This is a genomic window from Paraburkholderia mimosarum LMG 23256 = NBRC 106338, assembly GCF_000739815.1.
Taxonomy (GTDB): Bacteria; Pseudomonadota; Gammaproteobacteria; order Burkholderiales; family Burkholderiaceae; genus Paraburkholderia; species Paraburkholderia mimosarum.
Map to the genome: position 1 here is coordinate 200,872 of NZ_BBJJ01000007.1, position 24,658 is coordinate 225,529.

At 65.4% G+C, this 24,658-nt stretch carries 23 protein-coding genes; 6 read left to right on the forward strand and 17 right to left on the reverse strand.

The window, feature by feature from the left end; all coding sequences use genetic code 11:
* Window positions 1-143: 143 nt before the first annotated feature.
* A complete protein-coding gene (locus tag BMI01S_RS08495; RefSeq protein WP_028231264.1) occupies window positions 144-1,553 on the reverse strand; it encodes an 8-oxoguanine deaminase in 1,410 nt (469 codons plus the stop codon).
* Between the two features lie 583 nt (window positions 1,554-2,136).
* On the opposite strand from BMI01S_RS08495, the gene uraH reads away from it, so the two are divergent.
* Both uraH and BMI01S_RS08505 read left to right on the forward strand, forming a co-directional pair.
* Complete coding sequence (uraH, locus tag BMI01S_RS08500; RefSeq protein ID WP_028231263.1) at window positions 2,137-2,490, forward strand: hydroxyisourate hydrolase; 354 nt, start codon at window positions 2,137-2,139, stop codon at window positions 2,488-2,490.
* 202 nt (window positions 2,491-2,692) lie between these two features.
* Window positions 2,693-3,886, forward strand: coding sequence for a urate hydroxylase PuuD (locus BMI01S_RS08505; RefSeq protein WP_028211464.1), 1,194 nt, complete (start codon window positions 2,693-2,695; stop codon window positions 3,884-3,886).
* A gap of 498 nt (window positions 3,887-4,384) precedes the next feature.
* Here BMI01S_RS08505 and BMI01S_RS08510 read toward each other — a convergent pair whose 3' ends face one another.
* The 12 genes from BMI01S_RS08510 to BMI01S_RS08565 form a co-directional block, all read right to left on the reverse strand.
* Window positions 4,385-4,909 (reverse strand): ureidoglycolate lyase, encoded by a 525-nt coding sequence (locus tag BMI01S_RS08510; protein ID WP_028231262.1) that lies wholly within the window; start codon window positions 4,907-4,909, stop codon window positions 4,385-4,387.
* 18 nt (window positions 4,910-4,927) lie between these two features.
* On the reverse strand, window positions 4,928-5,938 hold the full coding sequence (gene alc, locus BMI01S_RS08515) for an allantoicase (RefSeq protein WP_028211462.1): 1,011 nt from the start codon (window positions 5,936-5,938) through the stop codon (window positions 4,928-4,930).
* A gap of 82 nt (window positions 5,939-6,020) precedes the next feature.
* On the reverse strand, window positions 6,021-6,542 hold the full coding sequence (gene uraD, locus BMI01S_RS08520; RefSeq protein ID WP_028231261.1) for a 2-oxo-4-hydroxy-4-carboxy-5-ureidoimidazoline decarboxylase: 522 nt from the start codon (window positions 6,540-6,542) through the stop codon (window positions 6,021-6,023).
* Window positions 6,539-7,498: an allantoinase PuuE gene (gene puuE / locus BMI01S_RS08525; protein ID WP_028231260.1), complete on the reverse strand. Its 960-nt coding sequence runs from the start codon at window positions 7,496-7,498 to the stop codon at window positions 6,539-6,541. Before puuE ends, uraD begins: the two co-directional genes overlap by 4 nt.
* Window positions 7,499-7,738: 240 nt before the next feature.
* Window positions 7,739-8,527, reverse strand: coding sequence for an aspartate/glutamate racemase family protein (locus BMI01S_RS08530; protein ID WP_028211459.1), 789 nt, complete (start codon window positions 8,525-8,527; stop codon window positions 7,739-7,741).
* 37 nt (window positions 8,528-8,564) lie between these two features.
* Window positions 8,565-10,079: an NCS1 family nucleobase:cation symporter-1 gene (locus tag BMI01S_RS08535; protein WP_042288886.1), complete on the reverse strand. Its 1,515-nt coding sequence runs from the start codon at window positions 10,077-10,079 to the stop codon at window positions 8,565-8,567.
* A 285-nt stretch (window positions 10,080-10,364) separates the two neighbouring features.
* Window positions 10,365-11,087, reverse strand: coding sequence for a GntR family transcriptional regulator (locus BMI01S_RS08540; protein WP_028211458.1), 723 nt, complete (start codon window positions 11,085-11,087; stop codon window positions 10,365-10,367).
* Between the two features lie 307 nt (window positions 11,088-11,394).
* On the reverse strand, window positions 11,395-12,321 hold the full coding sequence (gene ldcA, locus BMI01S_RS08545; RefSeq protein WP_028211457.1) for a muramoyltetrapeptide carboxypeptidase: 927 nt from the start codon (window positions 12,319-12,321) through the stop codon (window positions 11,395-11,397).
* Between the two features lie 11 nt (window positions 12,322-12,332).
* Window positions 12,333-12,899 carry a tRNA adenosine(34) deaminase TadA gene (tadA, locus tag BMI01S_RS08550; RefSeq protein ID WP_036045186.1) on the reverse strand — a complete coding sequence of 189 codons (567 nt, stop codon included), beginning with the start codon at window positions 12,897-12,899 and terminating at the stop codon, window positions 12,333-12,335.
* 95 nt (window positions 12,900-12,994) lie between these two features.
* Window positions 12,995-13,405, reverse strand: a complete 411-nt coding sequence (locus BMI01S_RS08555; RefSeq protein ID WP_028211456.1) for a DnaJ family domain-containing protein — start codon at window positions 13,403-13,405, stop codon at window positions 12,995-12,997.
* Window positions 13,406-13,911: 506 nt separating this feature from the next.
* Window positions 13,912-15,108 carry an amino acid aminotransferase gene (locus tag BMI01S_RS08560; RefSeq protein ID WP_028211455.1) on the reverse strand — a complete coding sequence of 399 codons (1,197 nt, stop codon included), beginning with the start codon at window positions 15,106-15,108 and terminating at the stop codon, window positions 13,912-13,914.
* Between the two features lie 50 nt (window positions 15,109-15,158).
* On the reverse strand, window positions 15,159-16,553 hold the full coding sequence (locus BMI01S_RS08565) for an amino acid permease (protein ID WP_028231259.1): 1,395 nt from the start codon (window positions 16,551-16,553) through the stop codon (window positions 15,159-15,161).
* A gap of 254 nt (window positions 16,554-16,807) precedes the next feature.
* On the opposite strand from BMI01S_RS08565, the gene BMI01S_RS08570 reads away from it, so the two are divergent.
* The 4 genes from BMI01S_RS08570 to BMI01S_RS08585 all read left to right on the forward strand — a co-directional run bounded on the left by BMI01S_RS08570 (window position 16,808) and on the right by BMI01S_RS08585 (window position 20,701).
* The gene (locus BMI01S_RS08570) at window positions 16,808-17,281 is read left to right on the forward strand and encodes an Lrp/AsnC family transcriptional regulator (protein ID WP_028231258.1); all 474 of its coding nucleotides are present in this window, start codon (window positions 16,808-16,810) and stop codon (window positions 17,279-17,281) included.
* A gap of 218 nt (window positions 17,282-17,499) precedes the next feature.
* Entirely contained in the window at window positions 17,500-18,240 is a 741-nt protein-coding gene (locus BMI01S_RS08575; RefSeq protein WP_028231257.1) for an ATP-binding cassette domain-containing protein, read from the forward strand.
* 260 nt (window positions 18,241-18,500) lie between these two features.
* Window positions 18,501-19,496 carry an ABC transporter permease gene (locus BMI01S_RS08580; RefSeq protein WP_028211451.1) on the forward strand — a complete coding sequence of 332 codons (996 nt, stop codon included), beginning with the start codon at window positions 18,501-18,503 and terminating at the stop codon, window positions 19,494-19,496.
* A 212-nt stretch (window positions 19,497-19,708) separates the two neighbouring features.
* On the forward strand, window positions 19,709-20,701 hold the full coding sequence (locus tag BMI01S_RS08585; protein ID WP_028211450.1) for a sugar-binding protein: 993 nt from the start codon (window positions 19,709-19,711) through the stop codon (window positions 20,699-20,701).
* A 283-nt stretch (window positions 20,702-20,984) separates the two neighbouring features.
* Here the strand turns inward: BMI01S_RS08585 and dhaL are convergent, their stop codons facing one another.
* The 4 genes from dhaL to BMI01S_RS08605 all read right to left on the reverse strand — a co-directional run bounded on the left by dhaL (window position 20,985) and on the right by BMI01S_RS08605 (window position 24,655).
* Window positions 20,985-21,662: a dihydroxyacetone kinase subunit DhaL gene (dhaL, locus tag BMI01S_RS08590; RefSeq protein ID WP_407669025.1), complete on the reverse strand. Its 678-nt coding sequence runs from the start codon at window positions 21,660-21,662 to the stop codon at window positions 20,985-20,987.
* On the reverse strand, window positions 21,659-22,663 hold the full coding sequence (locus BMI01S_RS08595) for a dihydroxyacetone kinase subunit DhaK (RefSeq protein ID WP_028231256.1): 1,005 nt from the start codon (window positions 22,661-22,663) through the stop codon (window positions 21,659-21,661). The genes dhaL and BMI01S_RS08595 overlap by 4 nt, the downstream gene beginning before the upstream one ends.
* A 3-nt stretch (window positions 22,664-22,666) precedes the next feature.
* Window positions 22,667-23,809 (reverse strand): MDR/zinc-dependent alcohol dehydrogenase-like family protein, encoded by a 1,143-nt coding sequence (locus BMI01S_RS08600; protein ID WP_028231255.1) that lies wholly within the window; start codon window positions 23,807-23,809, stop codon window positions 22,667-22,669.
* 75 nt (window positions 23,810-23,884) lie between these two features.
* The gene (locus tag BMI01S_RS08605) at window positions 23,885-24,655 is read right to left on the reverse strand and encodes an SDR family oxidoreductase (protein WP_028231254.1); all 771 of its coding nucleotides are present in this window, start codon (window positions 24,653-24,655) and stop codon (window positions 23,885-23,887) included.
* Window positions 24,656-24,658 lie beyond the last annotated feature (3 nt).

A 24,658-nucleotide genomic window follows, 5' to 3' on the forward strand; every position in this document is an offset into this window, starting at 1 on the left:
CGCGCGTTGCAGCGGCCGCCTGAGCCTATCCGACAGTCCCGTGCGCCGCGCGGCGGCGAGCGTCCTGGCGCGCCGCCGCTGCGTTTTGTTCCCGCCTGATCCCGCCTGATCCCGCCTGATCCCGCTAGCCCGCTAGCCCGCCTTCAGCGCGCCATTTGCACGAGTTGGGCCGCGAGCCGGTTGTGCCGCTCGATCACCGGCCCGAGCTCCACCGTCTGCAACACGCCGTCTTTCACGACGACGCGCCCGCCGATCACGCTCAACGCCACCTGCGAAGGCGCGCAAAACACGAGCGCTGCAACCGGGTCGTGCAGCGCCCCCGCGAAGAGCGGCTGGCGCAGGTCGAAAGCCACGAAGTCGGCCGCCATGCCGGGTGCGAGTGCGCCGATGTCATCGCGGCCGAGCACCCGCGCGCCGCCCAGCGTGGCGATTTCGAGCGCCTCGCGCGCCGTCATCGCATCCGGGCCGAAGCCCACGCGCGCGAGCAGCATCGCCTGGCGCGCTTCGGCCACCATCTGCGCGCCGTCGTTCGACGCCGAGCCATCCACGCCGAGCCCCACCGGCACGCCCGCGAGCCGCATCTTCTTCACGGGCGCGATACCCGATGCAAGCCGCATGTTCGAGCAGGGGCAATGCGCGACGCCCGTGCCGGTGCGGCCAAACAGGCCGATGCCGTGGTCGTCGAGCTGCACGCAGTGCGCATGCCACACGTCGCGCCCTACCCAGCCGAGGTCCTCGGCGTATTCTGCGGGCGTCATGCCGAACTTTTCGCGGCTGTATGCAATGTCGTTGGCATTCTCGGCAAGGTGCGTATGCATCGACACGCCGTAATGCCGCGCGAGCACCGCCGATTCGCGCATCAAGTCGCAGCTCACCGAAAACGGCGAGCACGGCGCCACCACGATGCGCAGCATCGCGTACCGGCCCTCGTCGTGCCAGGTCTCGATGAGGCGTTGTGTATCGGCGAGAATCGCGTCCTCGCACTCGACCACGGAATCGGGCGGCAGACCGCCGTCCTTGCGGCCGACGCTCATGCTGCCGCGGCTCGCGTGAAAACGCATGCCGATGCGTTGCGCCGCGCGAATGCTGTCGTCGAGCCGGCTGCCGTTCGGGTAGATGTACAGATGATCGCTGGACGTCGTGCAGCCCGAGAGCAGCAGTTCCGCCATCGCCGTGAGCGTGGAGACTTCGATCATCTCGGGCGTGAGGTTCGCCCACACCCGGTAGAGATTCGTGAGCCAGCCGAACAGCTCGGCATCCTGCGCCGCGGGCACGGCCCGCGTGAGGCTCTGGTACATGTGGTGATGCGTGTTGACGAGCCCGGGCGTCACGAGATGGCCGCTCGCGTCGATGACCTCGTCGGCCGTGGCGGGCAGTTCGGCCGTCGGGCCCACGGCGACGATGCGGTTGCCTTCGGCGTAGATGCCGCCGCCGCGGATCTCGCGGCGGGCGCCGTCCATCGTCACCAGCATGTCGGCGTTCTTCACCAGCAACGTCTTTGCCCGGCGTTGCGGGTCTTGCGGATCCTGCCCTTGCGCGAGTGTGCGTTCCATCGTCCTTGATCGCTCCGTTGTCGTGCCAACGCGAGCCATTTTCACTCGATTTGGCTCGCGCGCGGCGTATGAACCCGACGCCCTCGCCGCGCCCGCCGGCACCGCCGGTCGCCCAGGCTCCCGTGCCGACGCGTCCCGGGAAGAACGCCGCTGGCCCGGTTACCCGGCGTCCACCGCCGTCTTCGGGACGCGCAGCACCCCCTGCGCATGGCCTCAACGATCCGTAGCCAAAATAGTCGTGGCAATTCTCGCCGCTGCGATACCCACCTTTACGCAGAACATATAAAGGTCGATTTTTGACGTCGCTACGATGCCTGCATGGCGCGCGCAAATGCGGGGAGCAATGCGAAGCACACCGAGGCAGCACCCAGGGCGCACCCTCATGCGCGACGCTTTATCTTTCCTATCGCTCGCGCGCGCCGGGTGCGATCGTTCTTAAAATGCGTTCACGGCGCTCGATTCGATCCGCCGACGGGTATGTAGCCACTGACGTGGAGCCTCGATCCGCCGCAACGCATCATGGGATCGAGAGCCGCCGCTGAAACCTCGCAATCGCACCAGGCACTCACAAGGAAAACTGCGAATGGGCAAGCTGACTACCCACGTGCTCGACACCGCCAACGGCCGTCCGGGCGCGGGCATCAAGGTCGAGCTCTTTGCGCTCTCGGGCGACGCGCGACGCGCGCTCAAGACCGTCACCACTAATCACGACGGCCGTTGCGACGCACCGCTGCTGGAAGGCGAAGCGCTCGCGAAAGGCGAATACGAACTCGTGTTCCATGCGGGCGACTATTTCGCCGCGCTCGGCGCGAATGTGCCCGAGCCGCGCTTCGTCGACCGCGTCGTGCTGCGTTTCGGCATCGCCGACGCCGGCTCGCACTACCACGTGCCGCTGCTCGTTTCGCCGTGGTCGTACAGCACCTATCGGGGCAGCTGACCGATCTTCGGGCGCACGACGCGACGAGCATTCACAGGGCATGCCGGGCGATGATCTAGCCCGGTTGATTGAGCCCGCCAACGGCATATGAACAAGAACAGTAGCGCGCCAGCGCACGGGTCGCCCAGCGGCCACAGGCTGCGCGACGCGCTCATACCCCGCAGTTAGCGCACGCGCATTGCATCAGGAGTGGAGGCGTTTCATGGAAGGCTTTATTACCGACTGGCTGAACCTCGCGTTGCGCTGGTTCCACGTCATCGCGGCGATCGCCTGGATTGGCGAGTCGTTCTATTTCGTCGCGCTCGACAACAGCCTCAAACCGCCAACGGACCCGAACCAGCGCCGCCGCGGCGTGTTCGGCGAGCTGTGGCACGTTCATGGCGGCGGCTTTTACAACATGCAGAAGTACACCGTCGCGCCGCCCGAAATGCCCGACGACCTGCACTGGTCGAAGTGGCCGTCGTACACGACCTGGCTCTCGGGCGCGTCGCTCTTCACGGTGCTCTACCTCATGGCGCCGAACACGTATCTGATCGACAAGAACGTGCTCGACATGGGGCCCGTGGTGGCGATCTTCGCGGCGCTCGGCTTCCTCGCCGCAGGCTGGATCGTCTACGACTCGCTGTGCCGCCTGCTCGGCACGCGGGACAAGCTGCTCGGCGTATGCGTGGGCATCTACGTCGTGATCGCCGCCTACCTCGCGTGCCACATCTTCTCGGGCCGCGCCGCGTATCTCATCATGGGCGCGATGCTCGCGACGATCATGTCGGCCAACGTGTTCTTCGTCATCATCCCCGGCCAGCGCAAGATGGTCGCGGCGATGCTCAAGGGCGAAGTGCCGAACCCGATCTACGGCAAGCGCGGCAAGCAGCGTTCGGTGCACAACACGTATTTCACGTTGCCCGTGGTGTTCGCCATGCTCTCCAACCACTACGCGATGACCTATGCCCACGCCTGGAACTGGGCCGTGCTCGTGGTGATCATGCTGGCCGGCGCGCTGATTCGCCAGTTCTTCGTGATGCGTCACCGCGGCCAGCAGCTGTGGTATCTGCCGATCGGCGGCGTGGCGCTGATGTTCGTCGCGCTGGTGTGGACGCTGCCCCGCCCGGTCGTGCCGCAGGCCGAAGCGGCCAACGCACCGTCGCTCAAGGTGGCCGACATCCAGCCGATCCTGCAGCAGCGCTGCGCGGCTTGCCACTCGGCCCACCCGACTATGATGGGCGCGGCACCCGCCGGCGTGATGTTCGATACGCCCGACGAGATCTCGCAGAACGCCCAGCGGCTGTATCAGCAGGCCGTGACGCTCAAGGCGATGCCGCTTGGCAACGTCACGCACATGACCGACGATGAGCGCATGAAAATTGCCGCTTGGTTCCAGGGCGGAGCGAAGCAGTGATGTAGATGGCCGCGCGCGGAGCGAATCGCGCTGCGTGGGCTCTGAGATGAGCGGAGGGACCCGAAGTGCGATGCGCTTCGGGTCCTTTCTCTTTTTGCGGCGTCTGCGTCGCGTGGATCGCGCGGCAAATCGCAGGCCTGCACCGGGCTCCCGATGAAATCGGGTATCCGGCCGGCCACGAGACGCAACGAAGGCGAAAGCGTGCGCCCTTCAAGCAGGTGTTGCGCAAGGCATTGACTCGTAGCGAGCGCACGCTCCGCACGAGGACAGATCGCGATCCCAGCGGCAACCTCTTGGGGTGCACGCCCGCGCGACACCTCACTGACTCAGCCCGAACAAGGCATCCAGGCGCCTCATCCTCCATGAAGCGCAGTGCGAGCAGCGCTACGACAAAGCTGCCCTACGCCCTACACACCCGCCGCCGCGCTTCACACGCCGAACGCAAAAAAGCCACGGTCCCAACCGTGGCTCCTTCGTACTGCTGCATAACTTCGCGACTCAGCGCATCGCAGCCTTCATCGCCTCTTGCGTCAACCAGAGCGACTCCGGCAAATCCTGCTCGTTGAGGTTGAGCCCGTCGCCGCCGCGATCGACGACGATGAAATCGCTCACTTCCCCCAACGCGATCAGCGGATGATGCCAAACGCCCTTCGCGTAGTTCACGCCCTGCCAGCCACGCGAAACGAATGCGCGAATCTTCGTGACGTCCAGCTCGCCCGCCGGGGCGACCACCACGAGATACGGCTTGTCGTTGAGCGGCACGAACGCCTGGCTGCCCAGCGGATGCCGCTCGAGCATCCTCACTTCGAACGGCAGCTCGCGCGGCTGCCCGCGAAAGAGGTTCATGAGCGGTCGCCCGCCCTCGTCCGTGACGTCGACCTTCGCGAGATCGTGAAAGCGGATCGTCGTGCCGAGATTGATCGGGATCTGCTTCGCGCCCGCGAGCTCGATCACGTCGCCGAACGGCGCGAATGCCTCGCTCGTCAGCGATTCGATGGTGAGCGTGGTCCTGGTTTCACTCATGGTGGCCTCGTCAGCGAATCACGCGAGCGTGCCCCACAGACGCACGCGCGACACGCCGCCGTCCGGGATGATGTTGAAGCGCACGTGCGTAACAGGGCCGAGCGCCGCGAGCTCGCTTTCGTAGTAGTGCTGCTTGTCCATCTGCAGCTTCTGCTCGCCCAGCAGCACTGGCCAGAACATCGCCTGGGTCACGAGCGAGCTGTCCGTGCCGCCCGTCACGCGCGCCGCCTGGAACGAGCAGCGGTCGGGGTAGTTGCCCTTGAAGTGCGCCGTGTCCACTTCGATCTTCCTGATGATGCCCGGCTGCGCGAGCGCGATGATCGCCCAGTCGTTGCCAGGCTCGCGGCGGCGGCGCGTTTCCCAGCCGTCGCCCATGTTCACGCCGCGGCCCGGCATGAGCAGCGTGGAAGCGAGGCCGAAGTGCTGGTTGTTCGCCGCTACGAGGTACGCGCCGTTTTCCATCGCGGCGAGGTCGAAGAGTTCGGTGCGGCTCGCGCCCGCCCAGTCCACCTGCGGCTGGCCATACACGCGCAGGCGCGCGATGCCGCCATCGGGATAGATGTTCACGCGCAGGTGCGTGTACGGCTTCTCGCTCGACACTTCCACGTAGTGATGGCTGTTGCCGTTGAGCGAAGTCGAAGGAACGATTTCCGTCCATTGCGTCGCGGCGCCGGGTGCGCCTTCGGCCACGTACGCACCTTCCACCGACGCCGCCGGCGGGTAGTTGCCCGTGAAGTGGCTCGTATCGATGTCGAGGCCCTTGATGACGCCGGGGCGCGCGAGCTTCACGACGCACCAGTCATACCCGGTCGTGCGCTTGCGGCGCGTTTCCCAGCCGTCCATCCACTTGCCGTGCTCGTCGTACTTGCCCGGAATGAAGACGGCCGGCTCCGGACTGAGCATGCGCTCCTTAGGCGCGAAGAAGTCGTCGCTCGCCTCTAGCGCCTGCGCGCCCAGACGCGGGTCCGCGAGATTCACGAAACGACGCGTGAAATCAGGCGCATTGGGGTCGAGAGTCGGGAGTGCCATCGTTGTCTTCCTTCATGTCTTTTATGCAGGTCAAAAACGGCGCTGCGCCCTCGCGCGAAAGACCGGGGGGCGCATCGCCACGTCACGCGTCGATCAGTTCATCCAGCCTGAATCGCGCAATGCGGTAAATCTGGTCGAGGCTCGCGCGCATCTCATCCGCGCGGCTGTTGTTCATGCGCGCCTCGAAATTCGCGATGATGCCGTGGCGGTCATAGCCGCGCACCGCGAGAATGAATGGGAATCCGAACTTCTCGCGATACGCGCCGTTGAGCGCGAGCAGCTTGTCGAATTCTTCCTGCGTACACTGGTCAAGGCCCGCGCCGCTCTGCTCGCGAGTGGATTCGGCGGTCAGCTCGCCGCGCACGGCGGCCTTGCCCGCAAGCTCCGGGTGGGCGTTGATGAGCGCGAGCTGTTTTGCTTCGCCCGAAGTTTCCACGGCCTGCGACATCGTGCGATGCAACGCGTCGATGCTCGCAAACGGACGCTGTTGCGCGGCCGCGGCGGCTACCCAGGGCGAGTGCTCGAAGATGCCCGAAAGCGCCGCCACGAAGGCATCGGTCGAAGCTTGATTGAGCTGGTCGAGGGTGTAGTGCATGGCCTTCATGCGGCGGCCCCGCGGTGGTCGTTCTGCTGCGGTTGATAGGGGTGATGTTCGCGCCAGTGATGCGCGATGTCCACGCGGCGCGTGACCCACACGTGCTCGTGTTTTTCGATGTGGTCGAGAAAGCGCTGCAGTGCGCGAAAGCGCCCGGGGCGTCCGAGCAGGCGGCAGTGCATGCCGATCGACATCATCTTCGGCGCTTCGTCGCCTTCCTCATACAGCACGTCGAATGCGTCGCGCAGGTATGTGAAAAAGTGGTCCGCCGTGTTGAAGCCTTGCGGCGTGGCGAACCGCATGTCGTTCGTATCGAGCGTGTAAGGCACGATCAGTTGCGGCATGGTCTTGCCGCCCGTGACTTCCACGTCCATCCAGAACGGCAGGTCGTCGCCGTAGTAGTCGGAGTCGTAAAGGAAGCCGCCGTATTCGGCGACCAGCCTGTGCGTGTTGGGACTGTCGCGGCCCGTGTACCAGCCGAGCGGACGCACGCCCGTCACGCGCTCGATCGCTTCCATGCCAAGCCTCATGTGCTCGGCTTCCCGTGCGGGCGACGCGTCCTGGTAGTGAATCCAGCGATAGCCATGACAGGCGATCTCGTGGCCCAGTTCGACGAACGCGCGCGCGACCTCGGGGTGACGCTCGATCGCCATGCCCACGCCGAACACGGTAAGCGGCAGGCCGCGCTTCTCGAACTCGCGCAGGATGCGCCATACGCCGGCTCGCGAGCCGTATTCGTAGATCGACTCCATGCTCATGTGGCGCGCCGGATAAGCAGCGGCGCCCACGATCTCGGAGAGGAATTGCTCGGAGGCGGGGTCGCCATGGAGCACGCAGTTTTCGCCGCCCTCTTCATAGTTGAGCACGAACTGCACCGCGACGCGCGCCCGGCCGGGCCAGTTGGCCTGCACGGGATGGCGGCCATAACCGATCAGATCGCGGGGATAGTGGGGATCGAGTGGCATGCTGGTCGAATCAATCGAAGAGAGGATGAACCGGAAATTCCGCGCAACGGCGAGGCGCCGCGAAGCGCACGAGGCACGGCGCAACGTCCGCGCAGCCTGCTGACAGGACTGGACCAGTGTAGCGAAATCACCGGTACGCGCCCATACGCACGCCCGGATAGTACGGGTCAAGCGAGGTGTATGTGCCGGCCAGCCGGTCGTGGGACCGGCCGGCCGCGCCGGCCTGCACGCGTTGCGCGTTTACCCGTAACGCAGCGGCCGCACCGGCGGCGGCGTTTCCGTGACAGGCGCAGGCGTGCCGGGGCTGAAGCGCGCGAAGTCGCCGTCGTAGCGCTTGGCGAGCGGCCGCGCGAAGTCGCCGCGCTTGGCCGTCGTGAGGCGCAGCGCGACCAGCGCCTCCACCCACTTCACGGCGGCCGTCACGCCGTCGATCACCGGCACGCCCAACGCCTCCTCCACTTGCGCACACAAGCTCGTCATCCCCGCGCAGCCGAGCACGATCGCGTCGGCGCCGTCTTCTTCGAGCGCGCGGCGGCACTCGTCGACGATCGCACGGCGCGCAGCCGAGCCCGGCTCATCGAGTTCGAGCACGGCAACGTCGATGGCGCGAACGTTGCGGCAAAAGCGCGTCATGCCATAGCGCTCCGCAAGATGCCAGGCCATTGCACGTGTGCGCGAGAGCGTCGTGACGACCGAGAAGCCCGGCGCCAGCACGCTCGCTGCATGCATCGCGGCTTCGGCGATGCCGACCACCGGGCCGCGCGCCAGTTCGCGCGCCGCGTAGAGGCCCGGGTCGCCGAAGCACGCGATGACGTAGCCGTCGAAGCCTTCGCGCTCGCCCGCCTCCACTTCGGCGAGCAGGCCGGGGGTCGCGAGCGCCTCGTCGTAATAGCCTTCGATCGATGGCGGGCCCATCGTCGGGCTCACCGCCACGAGCTCGGTGCCCGGTGCGATGATCGCGCGCGCGCACTGCTCCATCGCTGCGGTCATGCGCTGGGTGGTATTGGGATTGATCAGTTTGATACGCATGTCGGTTCCTTCGTCGATGCCCGATATCGCATGCCGCTCATGCGTTGGCGCGAGCGCGCTCGCCGAAGGTCGCGGCGCGATAGAACAACGCCCCGAGCGCCGCGCCGACGAACCACGAGAAGTTGGCGGCACCGCTGAACGAAGGCACCATGACGCAAAGAACCGCAATCACCGCCGCGGGCAGCAGCGCCGCCACCGCGCGCCAGTTCACGCCGTTGCGGTACCAGTACGCGCCATTCGGCGACACCGTGTAGAGGTCGTCCACGGCAAGACGGCCGCGCTTCACGAGATAGAAGTCGACGATCAGGACACCGTACAAAGGCCCGATGAACGCGCCGAGCACGTCGAGCGTGTAGTGGATCACAGCCGGATTGTTGAAGAGGTTCCAGGGCGTGATGAAGATCGACGCCACGGCGGCGAGCATGCCGCCCGCGCGCCAGCTGATCAGGCGCGGCGCCACGTTGGAAAAGTCGAACGCGGGCGAGACGAAGTTCGCGACGATGTTGATGCCGATGGTCGCAATCGTGAACGTGAGCGCGCCGAGAATCACGGCGGTGGGATGATCGATGCGGCCCACCGTCTCCACCGGATCGGTAATCAGTTCTCCGAATACAGGCAGCGTGGCAGAAGTCGTGATGACCGTGACGAGCGAGAACGCGAGGAAGTTGACCGGCAGCCCCCAGAAGTTGCCCCTGTGGACGCTCTTGAGCGACTTGCCATAGCGCGAGAAGTCGCCGAAATTGAGCATCGGCCCGGAGAAATACGACACCACGAGCGAGATCGCGGTGATCATCACTGGAATCACTTCGGCACCGTGATACTTCACGCCGCCGAGATTCAGGCCGATGTTCTGCCAGCCCGCGCGATACACCATATAGCCCGCGAGCGCGAACATCACCACATAAACCGCGGGCCCCGCGAAGTCGATGAACTTCTTGATGGTCTCCATGCCGTTCCAGAACACGAACGCCTGAAGCACCCAGAGCGTCATGAAGCCGGCCCAGCCGATCGCCGAAAGCCCGAGCATGCCGTGCTTGTGGACATCGGCGTACGGCATCAGTTGCGGGACGAACTTCAGCACGACGATGACGAGCGCGCTCGAAGCGAGATAGGTCTGGATGCCGTACCACGCCACGGCGATCAGGCCGCGGATCACGGCGGGAACGTTCGCGCCGAGCACGCCGAAAGTGCCGCGGCACGCCACCGGATAGGGCACGCCGTGCCGCTGGCTCGGCCTTGCGATGAGGTTGCAGAGCACGTTGACAATGGAGATGCCGACGAGCAGCGCAATGAGCACCTGCCAGCTCGTGAGGCCGAGCGCGAAGAGACTGCCCGCGAACACATAGCCGCCGACGCTGTGCACGTCGGACATCCAGAACGCGAAGATGTTGTACGCGCCCCAGGTCTGTTCCTTGAGAGGCGCGAGGTCGTGATTGTAGAGCCGCTCGCTGTAGCCGGCCGGCAAGCGCGGGTGGTCCGCGGACTCGCTGCTTTCGGGGGATTCGAAGTTGGGCACTGCCGGGCTGCCTGGTGATGCGCTGAACTGAGCCATGATCCGCTCCTTGGGATGGATACGCCGACGGAAAAAAGACGCCTGAACGCCTCGAAACGCGTGCGAACCGGCGCTGGGCGCGGCCGCCGCGATATCCCCGAATGGTCCAGCCTGCGGCTCTCACTGCGCCGGTCGCCGCTTGCGCGCGCCCTTGCAACACCGTGCCTGCCCAGGCCGTGCGCATGCCGTGCATGCGCCCCACTCCATCCTTTTCAGCCGCGGCGGGCCTCGTCGTGGCCCGCCGCGCTTTACTGCAATTCGCTTTCTTGCCGGCCTCGCGGCCGATCAGCGTGCGAGTGCCGTTGGCTCACGCGTGCTGAACACTTCCTGCAGATCCACCGATGCGCCCGCCGGGCGGTCGAGCATGCGGAGCTCGACGCCTTGCAAATGGCGCACCATGAGATCGACCGCCTTCTTCTCGTCGCCGGCTTCGAGCGCGGCCAGAATCGCTTCGTGATCGTCGAACGAACAAGGGCTGCGTCCCGGCGATTCGTAGAGCGCCGAAATGAGCGTCGAGCGCGCCACGAGGCCGTTCAGGCAATCGCACAGCACCGTGTTGCCCGTAAGCGTGGCGAGCGACGTGTGGAACTCGCCCGAGAGCCGAATCCACGTGGGGAAGTCGCGACTCTCGAAGGCTTTGCGCTCACGCCGGATCGTCTCGCCGATGCTCTTCAGGCGACGGTTGCCGTGCTGTGCGCTGCAGATGCGCCCCACCACGGCCAACTCGATGATCCGCCGCATTTCGAACACCTCGTGCACTTCCTGCAGCGATGGGCTCGCGACGAACGCACCGCGATTGGGCTCCAGGTCCACGAGATGGTCCTTCGCCAGCAGCGCGAGCGCCTGCCGGATCGGGCCGCGCTTCACGCCGAATACTTCGCACAACTGCGCTTCTGTCAACTTCGCGCCGGGCGGCAGCCGGTGCTCGAGAATCGCAGCGCGGATTCGCGCGGCGACCGTCTCGGGCTTCATGCCAGTTGCTTCGGCGGCGATATCGGTCTTTCGCATGGCTCATATCTCTATGTTGGGTATCCTAGATTGGACATAAATATTGTCAACAATTTTATCGGCGAACCTGGGGAAGATCCCCACGGACGCTTTGGCCTACAGATGCCTCGTATCGGTGAATGCCGCTTCATATCTGGGAATTGAGCACCCGCATGGTGATTCGACGCCCCAATTTGGCCGAGTTTTTTGTCAACAATTTGCCGCGACGGCTTCGCTACTTGCACAGGTCGATCGCGGGCAGACTTGGCCGTTAGTTGCACGAATCTCAATGAAAAAAGCGCCCGAAAGCGCTTGAACCTGCCTGCAATCAACCCAGATGCGGATAGCCGCTGACGGTCAACTCGAAGCCGTGCGGCGTGGAAATCAACTGCCCGGGCGCGCCCATCGGCAGCGTGACCATATCCGGAATATGGCCGAATGGCAGGCCCGTAATCACCGGGATGCCGGCCACGGCGCGCACCTGCTCGACCATTTCGCGCAGATCGTAGCCGTTGTCGTAGTCGAATTCCTTGTGGCCCGAGAAATCGCCGAGGATGAGCGCCTGCTGGCGCGCAAGGATACCGGCCAGGTGCAGCTGATAAATCATCCGTTCGATGCGGAAAGGCTGCTCGTTGACGTCCTCGACGAACAGGATGCCGCCTTCGACCACCGGCATATAGGGCGTGCCGATCAGCGAAGTCAGTACGGCCAGATTGCCGCCCCAAAGGGTGCCCGATACGTTCGTCGAATGCGTCTGGGGCGCCTTCACCTTCAGCGTGTACGTCGGCCTGGATAGCGTCTCCCAAAAATGATGCATCGTGAACTTGCTGACACTCTCCGCGCCAAAGTCGCTCACGAGCATCGGGCCGCCGAAAGTCGTCAGCCCGGCGCGCGCGAGCAGCGCGAGCTGGATGGCAGTGAAGTCGCTATGCCCCACGAACGCGATGGGCTGATCGGTCAAGCGCCGCTGCAGCCCTTCGTAGTCGAGACCGTGAAGGATGCGCACCGCGCCATAGCCGCCGCGCACGGCGAGCACGATGTCGGGCAGGTCGCGCGACGGGTCGGCGAGCCGGTTCAACTCCGCGGCGCGCTGGCCGTCAGTCCCGGCGAAGCGCTGATAGCGCCGTTCCGTAGCCTGCACGCCATCGACGCGATGGCCCTGCGCCCGCAACCGCGCAAGCGCACGATGCACCGCATCGGAATCGTTCGGATAACCGGAAGGTGCAATCAGGTCGATGGTGCGATGAATGGTCATGTGAATGCGATTCAGCCCGGAGATTCGTCCGCACCGGCGGCACCGGTGCGCGTCAGCGCTTCCTCGGCCTGCGCGCGCGCCGCCCGGCGCGCCTCGCGGCTCGCGCGGCGGCGCTCGGCGAAGAACGCGCGCAACGCCTCGCCGCACTCGTCCGCCAGCACGCCGCCCGTAACGTTCGTATGATGATTCAGTTGCTCGTTGGCAAAAGCATCGACCACGCTGCCGCACGCGCCCGTTTTCGGGTCGTGGGCGCCGAACACCACCCGCGCGATGCGCGCATGCATGATCGCGCCGGCGCACATCAGGCACGGTTCAAGGGTCACATAGAGTTCGCAGCCGGGCAAGCGGTAGTTACCCAGCGCCTGAGCGCCTGCGCGCAGGGCTGCCATTTCGGCGTGCGCGGAAGGATCGTGCGCGCTGATCGGATGATTGAAGCCCGAGGCGATGACTTTGTCGCCGCACACGAGCACTGCGCCTACGGGCACTTCGCCGGCTGCGCGCGCCTCATCGGCGGCGGCCTGCGCGAGGCGCATGAAATGGCGGTCGCGTGTGCCGCAATCGGGCTGGGGCGTGGCCAGGCATGCATGGGCGGGAACCGAGTCATCCGACGAGGCCGCCGCGTGTGCCTCATTGCGCTCGCTTTGCGGCGCCTCGGGCGGGACGCGCGTGCCCGTCACGCCGCCCCCGCCGCCAGCCCCGGGGACACGGGCTCGCCGGCAACGCGCTCGGACAGGCGCTCCGCAATGCGGCGGCGGTATTCCTGCGGCACGACCATGGGCCCGCCGCGCAGCGATTCGAGCGCCATGTCGAGCGCGAGCATGCGAGCGCGCAGACGGCAACGCGCGGCCTTGTCACCCACAGTGGCGAATTCGTCCTCGAGGTCGCGCAAGGCTCGCAGCTGTTCGACTGCGGGCGGCACGAACCCCGCGTTCTTCAGGATGCGGTGGGCTATGCGCACTTCTTCGGGCACGAGCAGGTCGTCGTCGAGTTCCAGCGGCGCCCCGGCGCCGGGCAGGTCGTCGAGTTCGCCGCGCGCGGCTGCGGCGGCAATCCGTTGTTCGACGAGAGCATCAAGCAATTTCATCAGCGATCCACTACGTTGCGGCTCACGCATTCTATCAGGGTAAGACCTGGAAGACCGCGCGCGCCGGGCGGGCGCGTCGCCAATCGATCACACCTTGACAGACTAGCAAACGATGCGGGATGAATGAGCGCACACAGAAAACAGGGATTCGTCCGATGACACACGCGGCGGTCGAGGCGTAGGGTGAGGCCATCGGACCCGCTGGGGCCCTCCCCTGGTTCGCGCTTTTCTTCGCCCTCCATGATGAAACGACGCCCCTCGTCCAAACGACCGACCGCGCGCCGGCTCGGCCTCGCCGCCCTGTGTTGCCTGCTGGCCGTGAGCCTTTCCGGCTGCGGTCTGTTCTGTGGAGCAGTTGGCGGCAGCGGCGGCGGAACCGCCGGCGGTTGTCGTGCGGGCATGCGGTTTTGACAGAGGAATGCGAAAGCGCCACGGGTCTGCACGATACGATCCGTGCAGACCCGCGGCGCTCGAAGGATACCGGGGCGCCCCGCCCCGTCACTGCCTTAGTCCTTCATCACCTTGCCGACCGCGTCGACCACCACGCCCACGTTCTTCTCGTTGAGGCCCGCCACGCACATGCGGCCCGAACGCAGGATATACACGCCGAACTCCGCCTTGAGCCGCTCGACCTGCTTCTCGCTCAAGCCCGTGTACGTGAACATGCCGCGCTGCTTCAGGTAACGCGCGAGCGCCGCTTCGCTTGCGTGGGCGCGCAGGCCATCGTGGATCGCGACGCGCATGCGGGCGATGCGCTCGCACATCGCCGCCAGCTCCTGCTCCCACGATGCCTTCAAGTCCGGCGTGCAGAGCACGCGGGTCACGATCTTCGCACCGTGAGTCGGCGGATTGCTGTAGTTCGCGCGGACCGAACCCGTGAGCTGGCCGAGCACGCGGTCGGCGGCGGCCGAGTCCTCGCAGATCACATGCAGGCCGCCGCAGCGCTCGCCGTAGAGCGAGAAGTTCTTCGAGAACGAGTTCGCCACGAGCGCCGGCACGCCACGGCGCGCAAGCTCGCGCACCGCGAAGGCGTCGTCGTCGAGGCCCGCGCCGAAGCCCTGATACGCCATGTCCACGAACGGCAGCAGATCGCGTTTTTGCAGCACGTCGATCAGTCGCTCCCATTGCGCGCGGTCCAGATCGACGCCCGTCGGGTTGTGGCAGCACGCGTGCAGCAGCACGACGCTCCGTGCCGGCAGCGCGTCGATGGCCGAGAGCATCGCCTCGAACTTCAGGCCGCCCGTCACCTCGTCGTAGTACGGATAGGTGTTCACCGTGAAGCCCGCGCGCTCGAAGATGAAGCGGTGGTTCTCCCACGTCGGGTCGCTCACCCACACCTGGCTGCCCGCGAAGTAGCGCTTGATGAAATCGGCGCCGACCCTGAGCGCGCCCGAGCCGCCCAGCGTCTGCACGGTCGCGATCCGGCCGGCCGCGCGCGACGGGCACTCGCCGCCGAACACCAGCGCCTGTACGGCGTCGCGGTACTGCGCGAAACCCGCCATCGGCAGATACGGCTTCGGACCGGGCTCGGCGAGAATCGCCGCTTCGGCGGCGTGAACCGCCTTCATGACCGGCAGGCGGCCTTCGTCGTCGAAGTAGATGCCAATGCTCAGATTGACCTTGTTCTCCCGCGGGTCTTTCTGGAAGTTCTCGTTGAGCGAGAGGATCGGGTCGCCGGGGTAGGCATCGATGTGTTCGAACATGCTGTTTAGCTCTCAGGACGAAAATTCGGAACGGTGACGGCGGCCGTCGCTCACGGAGCCGGCACGCCGCGTTGCAGCGCCGGCGCCGGCTTGCGGCGCCACAGTCGGTAGGCGAGCCCAAGCACGCCCAGCCACACCGGAATCAGATACACGGAAATCCGCAGATCCGGAATCAGATACATTACAACGAGAATGCCGCCAAGGAACGCGAGGCATACGTAATTCGTGAGCGGATAGCCGAGGCTGCGGAACGCGGTGGTCTGGTGCGCGCGCGCCTTCTCGCGGCGGAACTTCAGGTGGATGAGGCTGATCATCGCCCAGTTGATGATGAGCGCGGACACCACGAGCCCCATCAGCAGTTCGAAGGCCTTGCCCGGCATGAAGTAGTTGATGATCACGCACGCGGCCGTGACGAACGCCGAGACGCCGAGCGCCGCGAGCGGAATGCCGCGCCGGCTCACCTTGAGCAGCGCTCTCGGCGCATTGCCCTGCTGCGCGAGGCCGTAGAGCATGCGGCTATTGCAGTACACGCCGCTGTTGTAGACCGACAGCGCCGCCGTCAGCACGACGACGTTGAGCACGTTGGCCACGAGGTCACTGTTCATCGCGTGGAAGATCAGCACGAAGGGGCTGCCGCCCGCCACGACCTTCTGCCACGGGTAAAGCGAGAGCAGCACGGCGAGCGCGCCGATGTAGAAAATCAGGATGCGATAGATCACCTGATTGGTTGCGCGCGGAATGGTGTGCGAGGGATCGTCGGCCTCGGCCGCGGTAATGCCCACGAGCTCCAGCCCGCCGAACGAGAACATCACGACCGCCATCGCCATGACGAGACCCGAGACGCCGTGCGGGAAGAACCCGCCGTTGCGCCAGAGGTTCGAGACGCCCGCCTCGGGACCCGCCGAGCCCGAGAACAGCAGCCAGCCGCCGAAGCCGATCATGCCGACGATCGCCAGGACCTTGATGATCGCGAACCAGAATTCGAGTTCGCCGTATGACTTCACGCTCGTGAGGTTGATGCCGTTGATGACGACGAAGAACACGAGCGCCGAGACCCAGGTGGGCAACGTCGGCCACCAGTAGTGCATGTAGATGCCGACCGCGGAAAGCTCGGCCATGCTCACGAGCACATAGAGCACCCAGTAATTCCAGCCCGAGAGAAAGCCCGCGAACGGGCCGAAGTACTTGTCGGCGAAGTAGCTGAACGAACCGGCGACGGGCTCGTCCACGACCATCTCGCCCAGCTGCCGCATGATGAAGAACGCAATGAAGCCGGCAATGCCGTAGCCGAGCAGCACCGCGGGGCCGGCGGTCTGAATCGTCTGTGCAATGCCGAGGAACAGGCCCGTGCCGATCGCCCCGCCCAGCGCAATGAGCTGGATATGACGATTCTTCAGGCCGCGCTTTAGCTGGCCGCGATTTTCACGCGTGTCGTTTGAAACCATGTCTCTTCCTGTCTCCGATTTATCTGCACGGGGCCAAAGCATCCGGATAAGACGCCGGCTCCGCTCCACGAAATAAAATTGCGCGCGCAACGTTCTGCGCCGGCGCGCTGCCAGGCTTGACGGATCTGGCCGCCAGCCCGATCGGGTGCGCCCAGTGTATAGTTGGCGCGGGAAAATAGGATTTCATCTCGTACGCAGGCAAACCCTGATTGATACAATTAGCTCTCGCCACTGACCCATCTCACGCAAGATAAATGCAGAACTTCGCGCTCGACACGATCGACATGCGGCTTCTCGCCGCGCTCCAGCAGCACGGCCGCGCCTCGAACCTCGAACTCGCGGCCGCGATCAAGCTCTCGCCCGCGCAGACCTTGAGGCGTCACCGACGGCTCGAGGAGCTCGGCGTGATCCGGCGTTACGAGACGCGACTCGACGCGCAGGCGCTCGGCTTCGGCGTGGTCGCCTTCATTCAGGTGACGATGGAACGCGGGCACATGCGCGAGCTCGTCAAGTTCAAGGAACTCGTCGCGACGTTGCCGCAGGTGCAGGAGTGCTACTCCGTGACTGGCGATATCGACTACGTGCTGAAGGTGGTGGCGCGCGACCTCAAGGCGCTCTCCGAGTTCCTGCTCGATACGCTGATGCGCGCGCCCGGTGTCAACAGCGTGCAATCGATCGTCTGTCTCGATGAACTCAAGGGAACGAGTGCGATGCCGCTGGAGGCTTGACGCCGTACGGACGACGCGCGCCAGGGCCGCCTGGCGGGGGTTTTCGGCGAAAACGCAATTTTATCTCATCGGCGGCCTGCTGGCAGCGCAGCGGAACCGCGTAGCGAAATAGTCTTGCTAAAAGCCCGATCGTGCTCTAAAAAAAAGCTGGTTAGCACATCTTCCCGCCGCCCCCGCCAATGCAGCGGGCGGCCCCACAAGCGCGAGCGAGACAGTCCATGAGTCTTCTTGAGCTCAGAGGCGTTTCCAGGCACTTCGGCGCCATTCATGCGCTGAACGACGTCACGTTGAGTCTCGAGCCGGGCCAGGTGGTCGGCCTCATGGGCGACAACGGCGCCGGCAAGTCGACGCTGGTGAAGGTGATCGCGGGCAATTTCCCACCCTCTCACGGCGAGATTCTCATCGATGGCAAGCCGGTGCATTTCAGCCGCCCCGTCGACGCCCGCGCCAAGGGCATCGAAGTCGTCTATCAGGACCTCGCGCTCTGCGACAACCTCACGGCGGCCGCCAATGTCTTTCTCGGCCGCGAGCCGCGCATCGGCATAGGGCCCTTGCGCGTTCTCGATCACGCGGCCATGTACCGGCGCGCCGGCGAGCTTTTCAAGGAACTGAAGTCCGAAACGCGGCCACGCGATCTCGTCCGGCAGATGTCGGGCGGCCAGCGGCAGGCGGTGGCGATCGCGCGTACGCGTCTGTCCGAGGCTAGGCTCGTGCTCATGGATGAACCCACCGCTGCGATCAGCGTGCGCCAGGTCGTGCAGGTGCTCGATCTCATCAAGCGCCTCTCCGAGCATGGCATCGCCGTCATTCTGATCAGTCATCGCATGCCTGATGTTTTCGAGGTCGCCCATCGCGTGGTCGTCATGCGGCGCGGCCACAAGGTCGCTGACAAGGAGGCCGCGGCGTCTTCGCCAGAAGAGGTTACCGGCCTCATCACGGGTGCCATTGCCGCGGCGTGATATGCGCAGCGCGGGACTGCTTTGCGTGGGGCCGCACCAGGCGCTGAAGCGCCAAGTGCGAGCCGACTGCTCTGCATGGGGCCGCACTAAGCGCTAAAGCGCTAAATGCGAGCCGACCGCTCTGCATGGGGCCGCACTAAGCGCTAAAGCGCTAAATGCGAGCCGACCGCTCTGCATGGGGCCGCACTAAGCGCTAAAGCGCTAAGTGCGGCCGACAGGAGACACGGAAATTGAACGATGCGCCGCAAAGCCACAAACCCATGCCTACCCTGCTTGACGACCCCCAATCCGCGAAAACCCACACCCGCTGGAGCGGGCTGCTCGCGAGCCAGGTGTTCTGGGTGGTGCTCGCCACGCTGGTCGCCTGCGTCCTGCTTTCGATCGTCACTTCGACATTCGCCACGCAGCAAAACCTCTTCAACGTCACGCGCAACTTCGCCTTCGTCGCCATCGTCGCGCTAGGCATGATGGCCATCATCGTCACGGGCGGCATCGACATTTCAGTGGGCTCGACGATCGGACTCAGCGGTATCGTGCTTTCCGTCACGATGAACGCGGGCTACCCGATCTGGGCCGGCATCGGGCTCGGCCTGCTCACTGCGGGGCTCGTCGGTCTCGTGAACGGCCTGCTCATTGCCTATCTCGACATGCAGCCCTTCGTTGTGACGCTCGGCATGCTCAGCGTGGGCCGCAGCCTCGCGCTCGTGATCTCCGGCAGCCGGACCATTTTCGATTTCGGGCCCGACGGCAAAATGCTCCTCGCACTCGGCGGCGGCAAAACGCTGGGCGTGGCCAATCCCGTCTGGTTCCTGGTCGTCCTCGGCGTGCTGTTCTGGTTCGCCTTCGCCTTCACGCGCTGGGGCCGCTATGTCTTCGCGGTCGGCGGCAACCGCCACGCGGCCAATCTCACCGGCGTGCCGGTGCGCCGCGTGATCTGCTCGGTCTATGTGCTCGGCGGCCTGATGGCGGGCGTCGCGGCCGTCCTCGAAGTCGGCTGGCTAGGCGCGGTCACGACGGGCCTCGGCACCGGCGACGAACTGCGCGTGATCGCCGCGACCGTGATCGGCGGCACCAATCTCGCGGGCGGCGTGGGCAGCGCCTTCGGCACCATCGTCGGCGCGGCGCTCATCGAAGTGATCCGCAACAGCCTGATCCTGCTAGGCGTCGACTCGTTCTGGCAAGGAACCGTGGTGGGCGGCTTCATCATCATCGCCGTGCTGTTCAACCGGCTCGGCGGCGAACGACGAGGAGAGTGAACGGTCTTCGGGCACGCCGGTCGCGACATGCGGCGGGCGCGCAGTGGAAGGGAGGCACGACCGGACGACACGCGGAACCACCGGACGCCAGCCATCACGCGTAGTACCAGGTTCCGCAGGAAGCCCAAGGCACGGGCGCGGGCTTTCCTTCCGACGACGATAACCGTACGAGACACGCGCGCCGTACAACCGGCGCCGAACCGGAGGAAACCATGAAGAAAGCGTGGAAATATCTCGCTGCGATCGGAGGGCTCGCCATGCTGGCCTCTTCCGCGTGCGCAGCCGACAAGACCCTCGCACTGGTCGTGAAGGGCCTCGACAATCCCTACTTCGATCTCATGCACCAGGGCTGCGACCGGGCGAACAAGGAGCTCGGCAAGCAGGGCTACAACTGTTACTACACCGGACCCGCGACAGCCGCGGACGAGAGCGCCGAAGTGCAGATCGTCGACGACCTGCTGACCAAGGGCGTCGCGGCGATTGCGATCTCGCCGTCGAACGCGCCGGCCATCGCCGAAGTGATTCGCCGCCGCAACGCGAAGATCCCGATCATCACCGCGGATGCCGATCTGCTGCCGAAGGACCAGTCGCTGCGCAAGGCGTATGTCGGCACCGACAACTACGAGCTGGGCGTCAAGCTCGGCGAGCAGCTGAAGACGCTCATGCCCAAAGGCGGCAACATCTGCCTCGTGATGGGCAACCCCGCGGCCGAGAACATCAACCAGCGTGCCCAGGGCACGCGCGACGTGCTCTCGGGCAAGAAGGGCATCAAGAAGCTGGCGGGCGAGAACAACTGGCACGAAATCAGCGCCTGCCCGCTCTACGTGAACGACGACGCCGCAAAGGCGAACCAGATGATGCAGGACACCCTCACCGCGAACGCGAGCACGCTGCAGGCATTCGTGTTCGAGGGCGGCTGGCCGCTGTTCGCCCCTGAAGCCTATTCGCAGGTCGTCGCGCCGATCATGGACAAGATCAACAGCGGGCAGTTCGTGATCGTTTCCGCCGACACGCTCGGGCCGGAGCTGCAGGCGCTCAAGGACCACAAGGTCAACGCGCTGGTCGGGCAGCGGCCCGAGGAAATGGGCTATCAGGCTGCGATGGTGATGCGCGATCTGGCTGAGGGGAAGACGGTGAAACCCATCGTTCATACCGGGCTCGACGTTTGCACCTGGAAGAACGCGGACACCTGCCTCAAGCATTGAAACTCGAAGGCTTGGAGATGGTACGCAGGCGGACTCGACAAAAGCAAAAAACCCGCGTCGGCTCAACGTGGCCGAACGCGGGTTACGTCATCTGCCCTGGTTGGTCCTGCCCCAGGGTGTATTGACATCAGATATACATCGCCCAATTCGAAGCGACGCGACAGCAGCACAGGCTTGCCGGTGCCTGAGGCAGTTCATGATTTGGGATGGAAATGCCGGCGCATTCAGCCAATCGCAGGCGATTTCCCCAGGTTTCGATGCTGTATTCGCCGGTCTGAAGGGGTCACGATGGCGCGCCCTGCGGCCCACCGTCCAGCCGCGCCGCGATCGACGCCGCCATGCTGCACAGAATCAGGCAGCACGAGGCGGCTCCCGCATCGAGCGTCCCGACCGATCGCTCACCGAGACGCGATGCCCGACCGATCCGTGCCTGCATGGCGCGGGTGGACTGCTTGCCGCGCTCGGCGGCCGCGCTCATCGCCATCAGCGCCTGCCGGAAATCCTGGCCGGCGTGCAATGCTGCATGAAATGCCGTTTCGGCTGGCACGAGCGTATCCATGAGCGTCTTGTCGCCAACCTTCGCGTCGCTGAGCGCCTGTACGCCGGCCAGGCCGGCTGACAGCGACGCGCCGAACAGGGCCGCGCCCAGCCGCTGCTGGTCCCTCAACGGTCCGGCGAATTCCATGAAAAAACTGCCATAGAGCGGCCCCATCGAACCGCCAATGCCTTCCAGCAACGATAGCGACAGCAGCTCGAGCGCGATGGGCAAACTCACCTCGCCGCGCGCCTCGAGTTGCGCGCCGCACTGGCTGAATCCTTTGTTCATGTTGATACCGTGATCGCCGTCGCCGATGGCGGCGTCGATCTCCGACAACTCGTCGCGGTGGCGCTGGATCACGGCAACGAGATCGCGCACCACAAAACCGGCATCAGCCAGCGGCAACCCTTGCGTAGACATCATGCGCCATCTCCCATCGTCAGGCCGATACTGCGGCACGGCGCCGCCAGCAACTGCTTCAGTTCGTCGTCGAGCCGCGTGACGGTCAGCGTCACGCCCATCATCTCCAGCGAGGTGAACAGGTTGCCGACGAAACGAAAACCAATCGACAATCCAGCCTCGGCGAGGCGCGCGGCCACCTCCGCATACAGGATGTATTGCTCCATCAGCGGCGTCGCGCCAAGCCCCGACACCAGCACCGACACCTCTTCGCCGCGTTCGAGCGGGAAGTCGGGCAGGACGATGTCGAGCATCAGCGCTGCCATGTCCTTCGCCGGCACCGTGCGAGTTACCTTGACGCCGTGTTCGCCGTGATGGCCGATGCCCAGCTCCATCTCGCCATCGGCGATATGGAAGTTCGCCTTGCCGTTGGCCGGAATCGTGCAGGCCGACAGCCCGATGCCGACCGAGCGGGTATGGTCGATCGCCTTCTGCGCGCTGGCGATCACGGCATCCAGATCGCCGCCGAGCGCCGCGCGGGCGCCGCCGGCCTTCCACATCAGGATCTCGCCCGCTACGCCGCGACGCTTGATCCGCTCGTCGCGCCCCGCCGACGCGACATCGTCGTTCGCCACCACGGTCTTCACGTCGATGCCCTGAGCAGCCGCCATCTTGACGGCCATCTTCACGTTCATGTTGTCGCCCGCATAGTTGCCGTAGAGGCAAGCGACGCCCGCACCCTGGTCGGCACGCCGGAACGCGTCGAGAAAACTCCTCGCGGTCGGCGACGAAAACACTTCGCCCACCGCGACCGCGTCGAGCAGGCCCGGTCCCGCATAGCCGAGAAACGCCGGTTCGTGGCCCGAGCCGCCGCCGGTCACGACGCCGACCTTGCCCCTCGCCGGCCGCGCCACGCCGATCACGCGCGGGTTGCCCGGATCGGCTGTCAGCTCGGGATGCGCGGCCAGCACGCCGCGCAGCATATCCTCGACCACCTGGTCGGGATGATTGATGACACGGTTCATGGATTACCCCTGCGGATCCAGCACGACTTTCAACGATTGCTCGCCGCGCTCCATCACGGCGAACGCTTGCGCAAACTGCGACAGCGGAAAACGGTGCGTGACGATACCCCGCATGTCGATCCTGCGCGAGCCGATGAAGTCGATCGCGCGCGGATACATGTAAGGCCCGAGGTGGGCCCCGAGCACGTCCAGCTCCTTGCGGTCGCCGATGATCGACCAGTCGACCGTCGCCTCGTCGTTGAACACGCTGAACTCGACGAAGCGGCCCAGCTTGCGCAGCATCGAGAGCCCCTGATTGACGGCGCGGTGGTGACCCGTCGCCTCGATGTAGATGTCGCAGCCGTAGCCATCCGTGATCGACTGGATCCGCTCCACCACGTTCGCCTCGGCCGGATTCCACACCTCGTGGGCCCCCATGCGCAGCGCCAGCGTGGCGCGCTCAGGCTTCATGTCGAGCGCGATCAGCCGCTTCGGATTGCGCATGCGCACCGCGCCGATGATGCCCAGCCCGAGCGTCCCCGCGCCGGCCACTACGACTACGTCGTCAAAGCCGACGTCGGCGCGGTCGGCGGCATGCAGTGAACAAGCCAGCGGCTCGATCAGGATCGCTTCATCGGGCGGAATCTCATCGGGCACCTTGTGCACGATGCCTTCCTTCGTGAAGATCATGTACTCCGCCATCGCCCCCTGCACGTTCTTCTGGAAGCCGTACAGGTCGTGCTTCTGGCACATCCAGTACTGGCCGTGATGGCAAAAGCGGCAGTCCCAGCACGGCACGATCTGCTCCGAGATCACGCGCTCGCCCACCCGGACGCCCCGGCTCTCCGCTCCCGGGCCCAGCGCCACGACGCGGCACACGAATTCATGACCCGGGATCATCGGCGGCTTCACGTAGCGCGGCTGGATCGCATTGCCCCAGAACGACGGCACGCCGCGAAACGTCTTGATGTCCCCCATGCAGATACCGACCAGCTCCACCCGCGTCAGGATCTCGTGCGGCCCGGGTATCGGCACCGGCACCTCCTCCAGCCGGTAATCTTGCGGCCCGTGACACACCACGGCGCGCATGGTGTCCGGCAGCGCGCCCGCCATGCGCTGCCCGCCCGCTTGCTGCGCCGGCAAAAGCGCTTCGGCTATCGACGACATGAGACGTCTCCTTTCCTTTTCGGTTCGTACTACCGACTATGCGGCTGCCTGCGGCTGCACTACGGCCGGCGGCGTTCAACGCACGGTGTAGCCGCCGTCGATCACGACGTTCTCGCCGGTGATCATCGCCGCCGCATCGCTCAGCAGATACAGTACGAGCGCCGCAATCTCGTCCGGCTGCGCGAAGCGCCCGGCCGGAATCTCGCGCCTGGCCCGCTCGCCGGCTTCGCCTGCCCACGCCTGCTTGCCGAGTTCCGTTTCGACGATCGTCGGCGAAACCGCATTGACCGTGATCCCGTAGGGGGCCCATTCGATCGCCAGCACCTTCGTCATGCCGACGATCGCAGCCTTGCTCGCGCAGTAGGCGACATGCCGCTCCAGCCCGACGACGCTCGCCTGCGATGCGAGATTGACGATGCGTCCGCGGCGTTCGCTCGCGATCATCTGCCGGGCCACGGCCTGCGCGATGAAGAACGACGCTTTCAGATTGATCGCCATCGTGGTATCCCACGCGGCTTCGTCGACATCGACCGCCTTGTCGAGCAACGCCACCCCCGCACTGTTGACGAGCAGATCGATCCCGCCAAAACGGGCCACCGCGAGGTCGACCGCAACCTGCGCCGCGGCGCCATCGCGCAGGTCGAGCAGGAAGCCCGCATGCTGGCCGGCCGTTCCCGGCAACGCCTCTGCCGTTTGCGCAGTCCGTGGATTGCGGTCGACCAGCGCGACGCGCGCGCCCCGCATCGCCAGCAATTGCGCACAGGCATGGCCGATGCCGGCCGCGCCGCCCGTCACCAGCGCGACCCGACCGCTGAAGTCGAACGCCCTGTCCCAAAGATCCGTCATGTC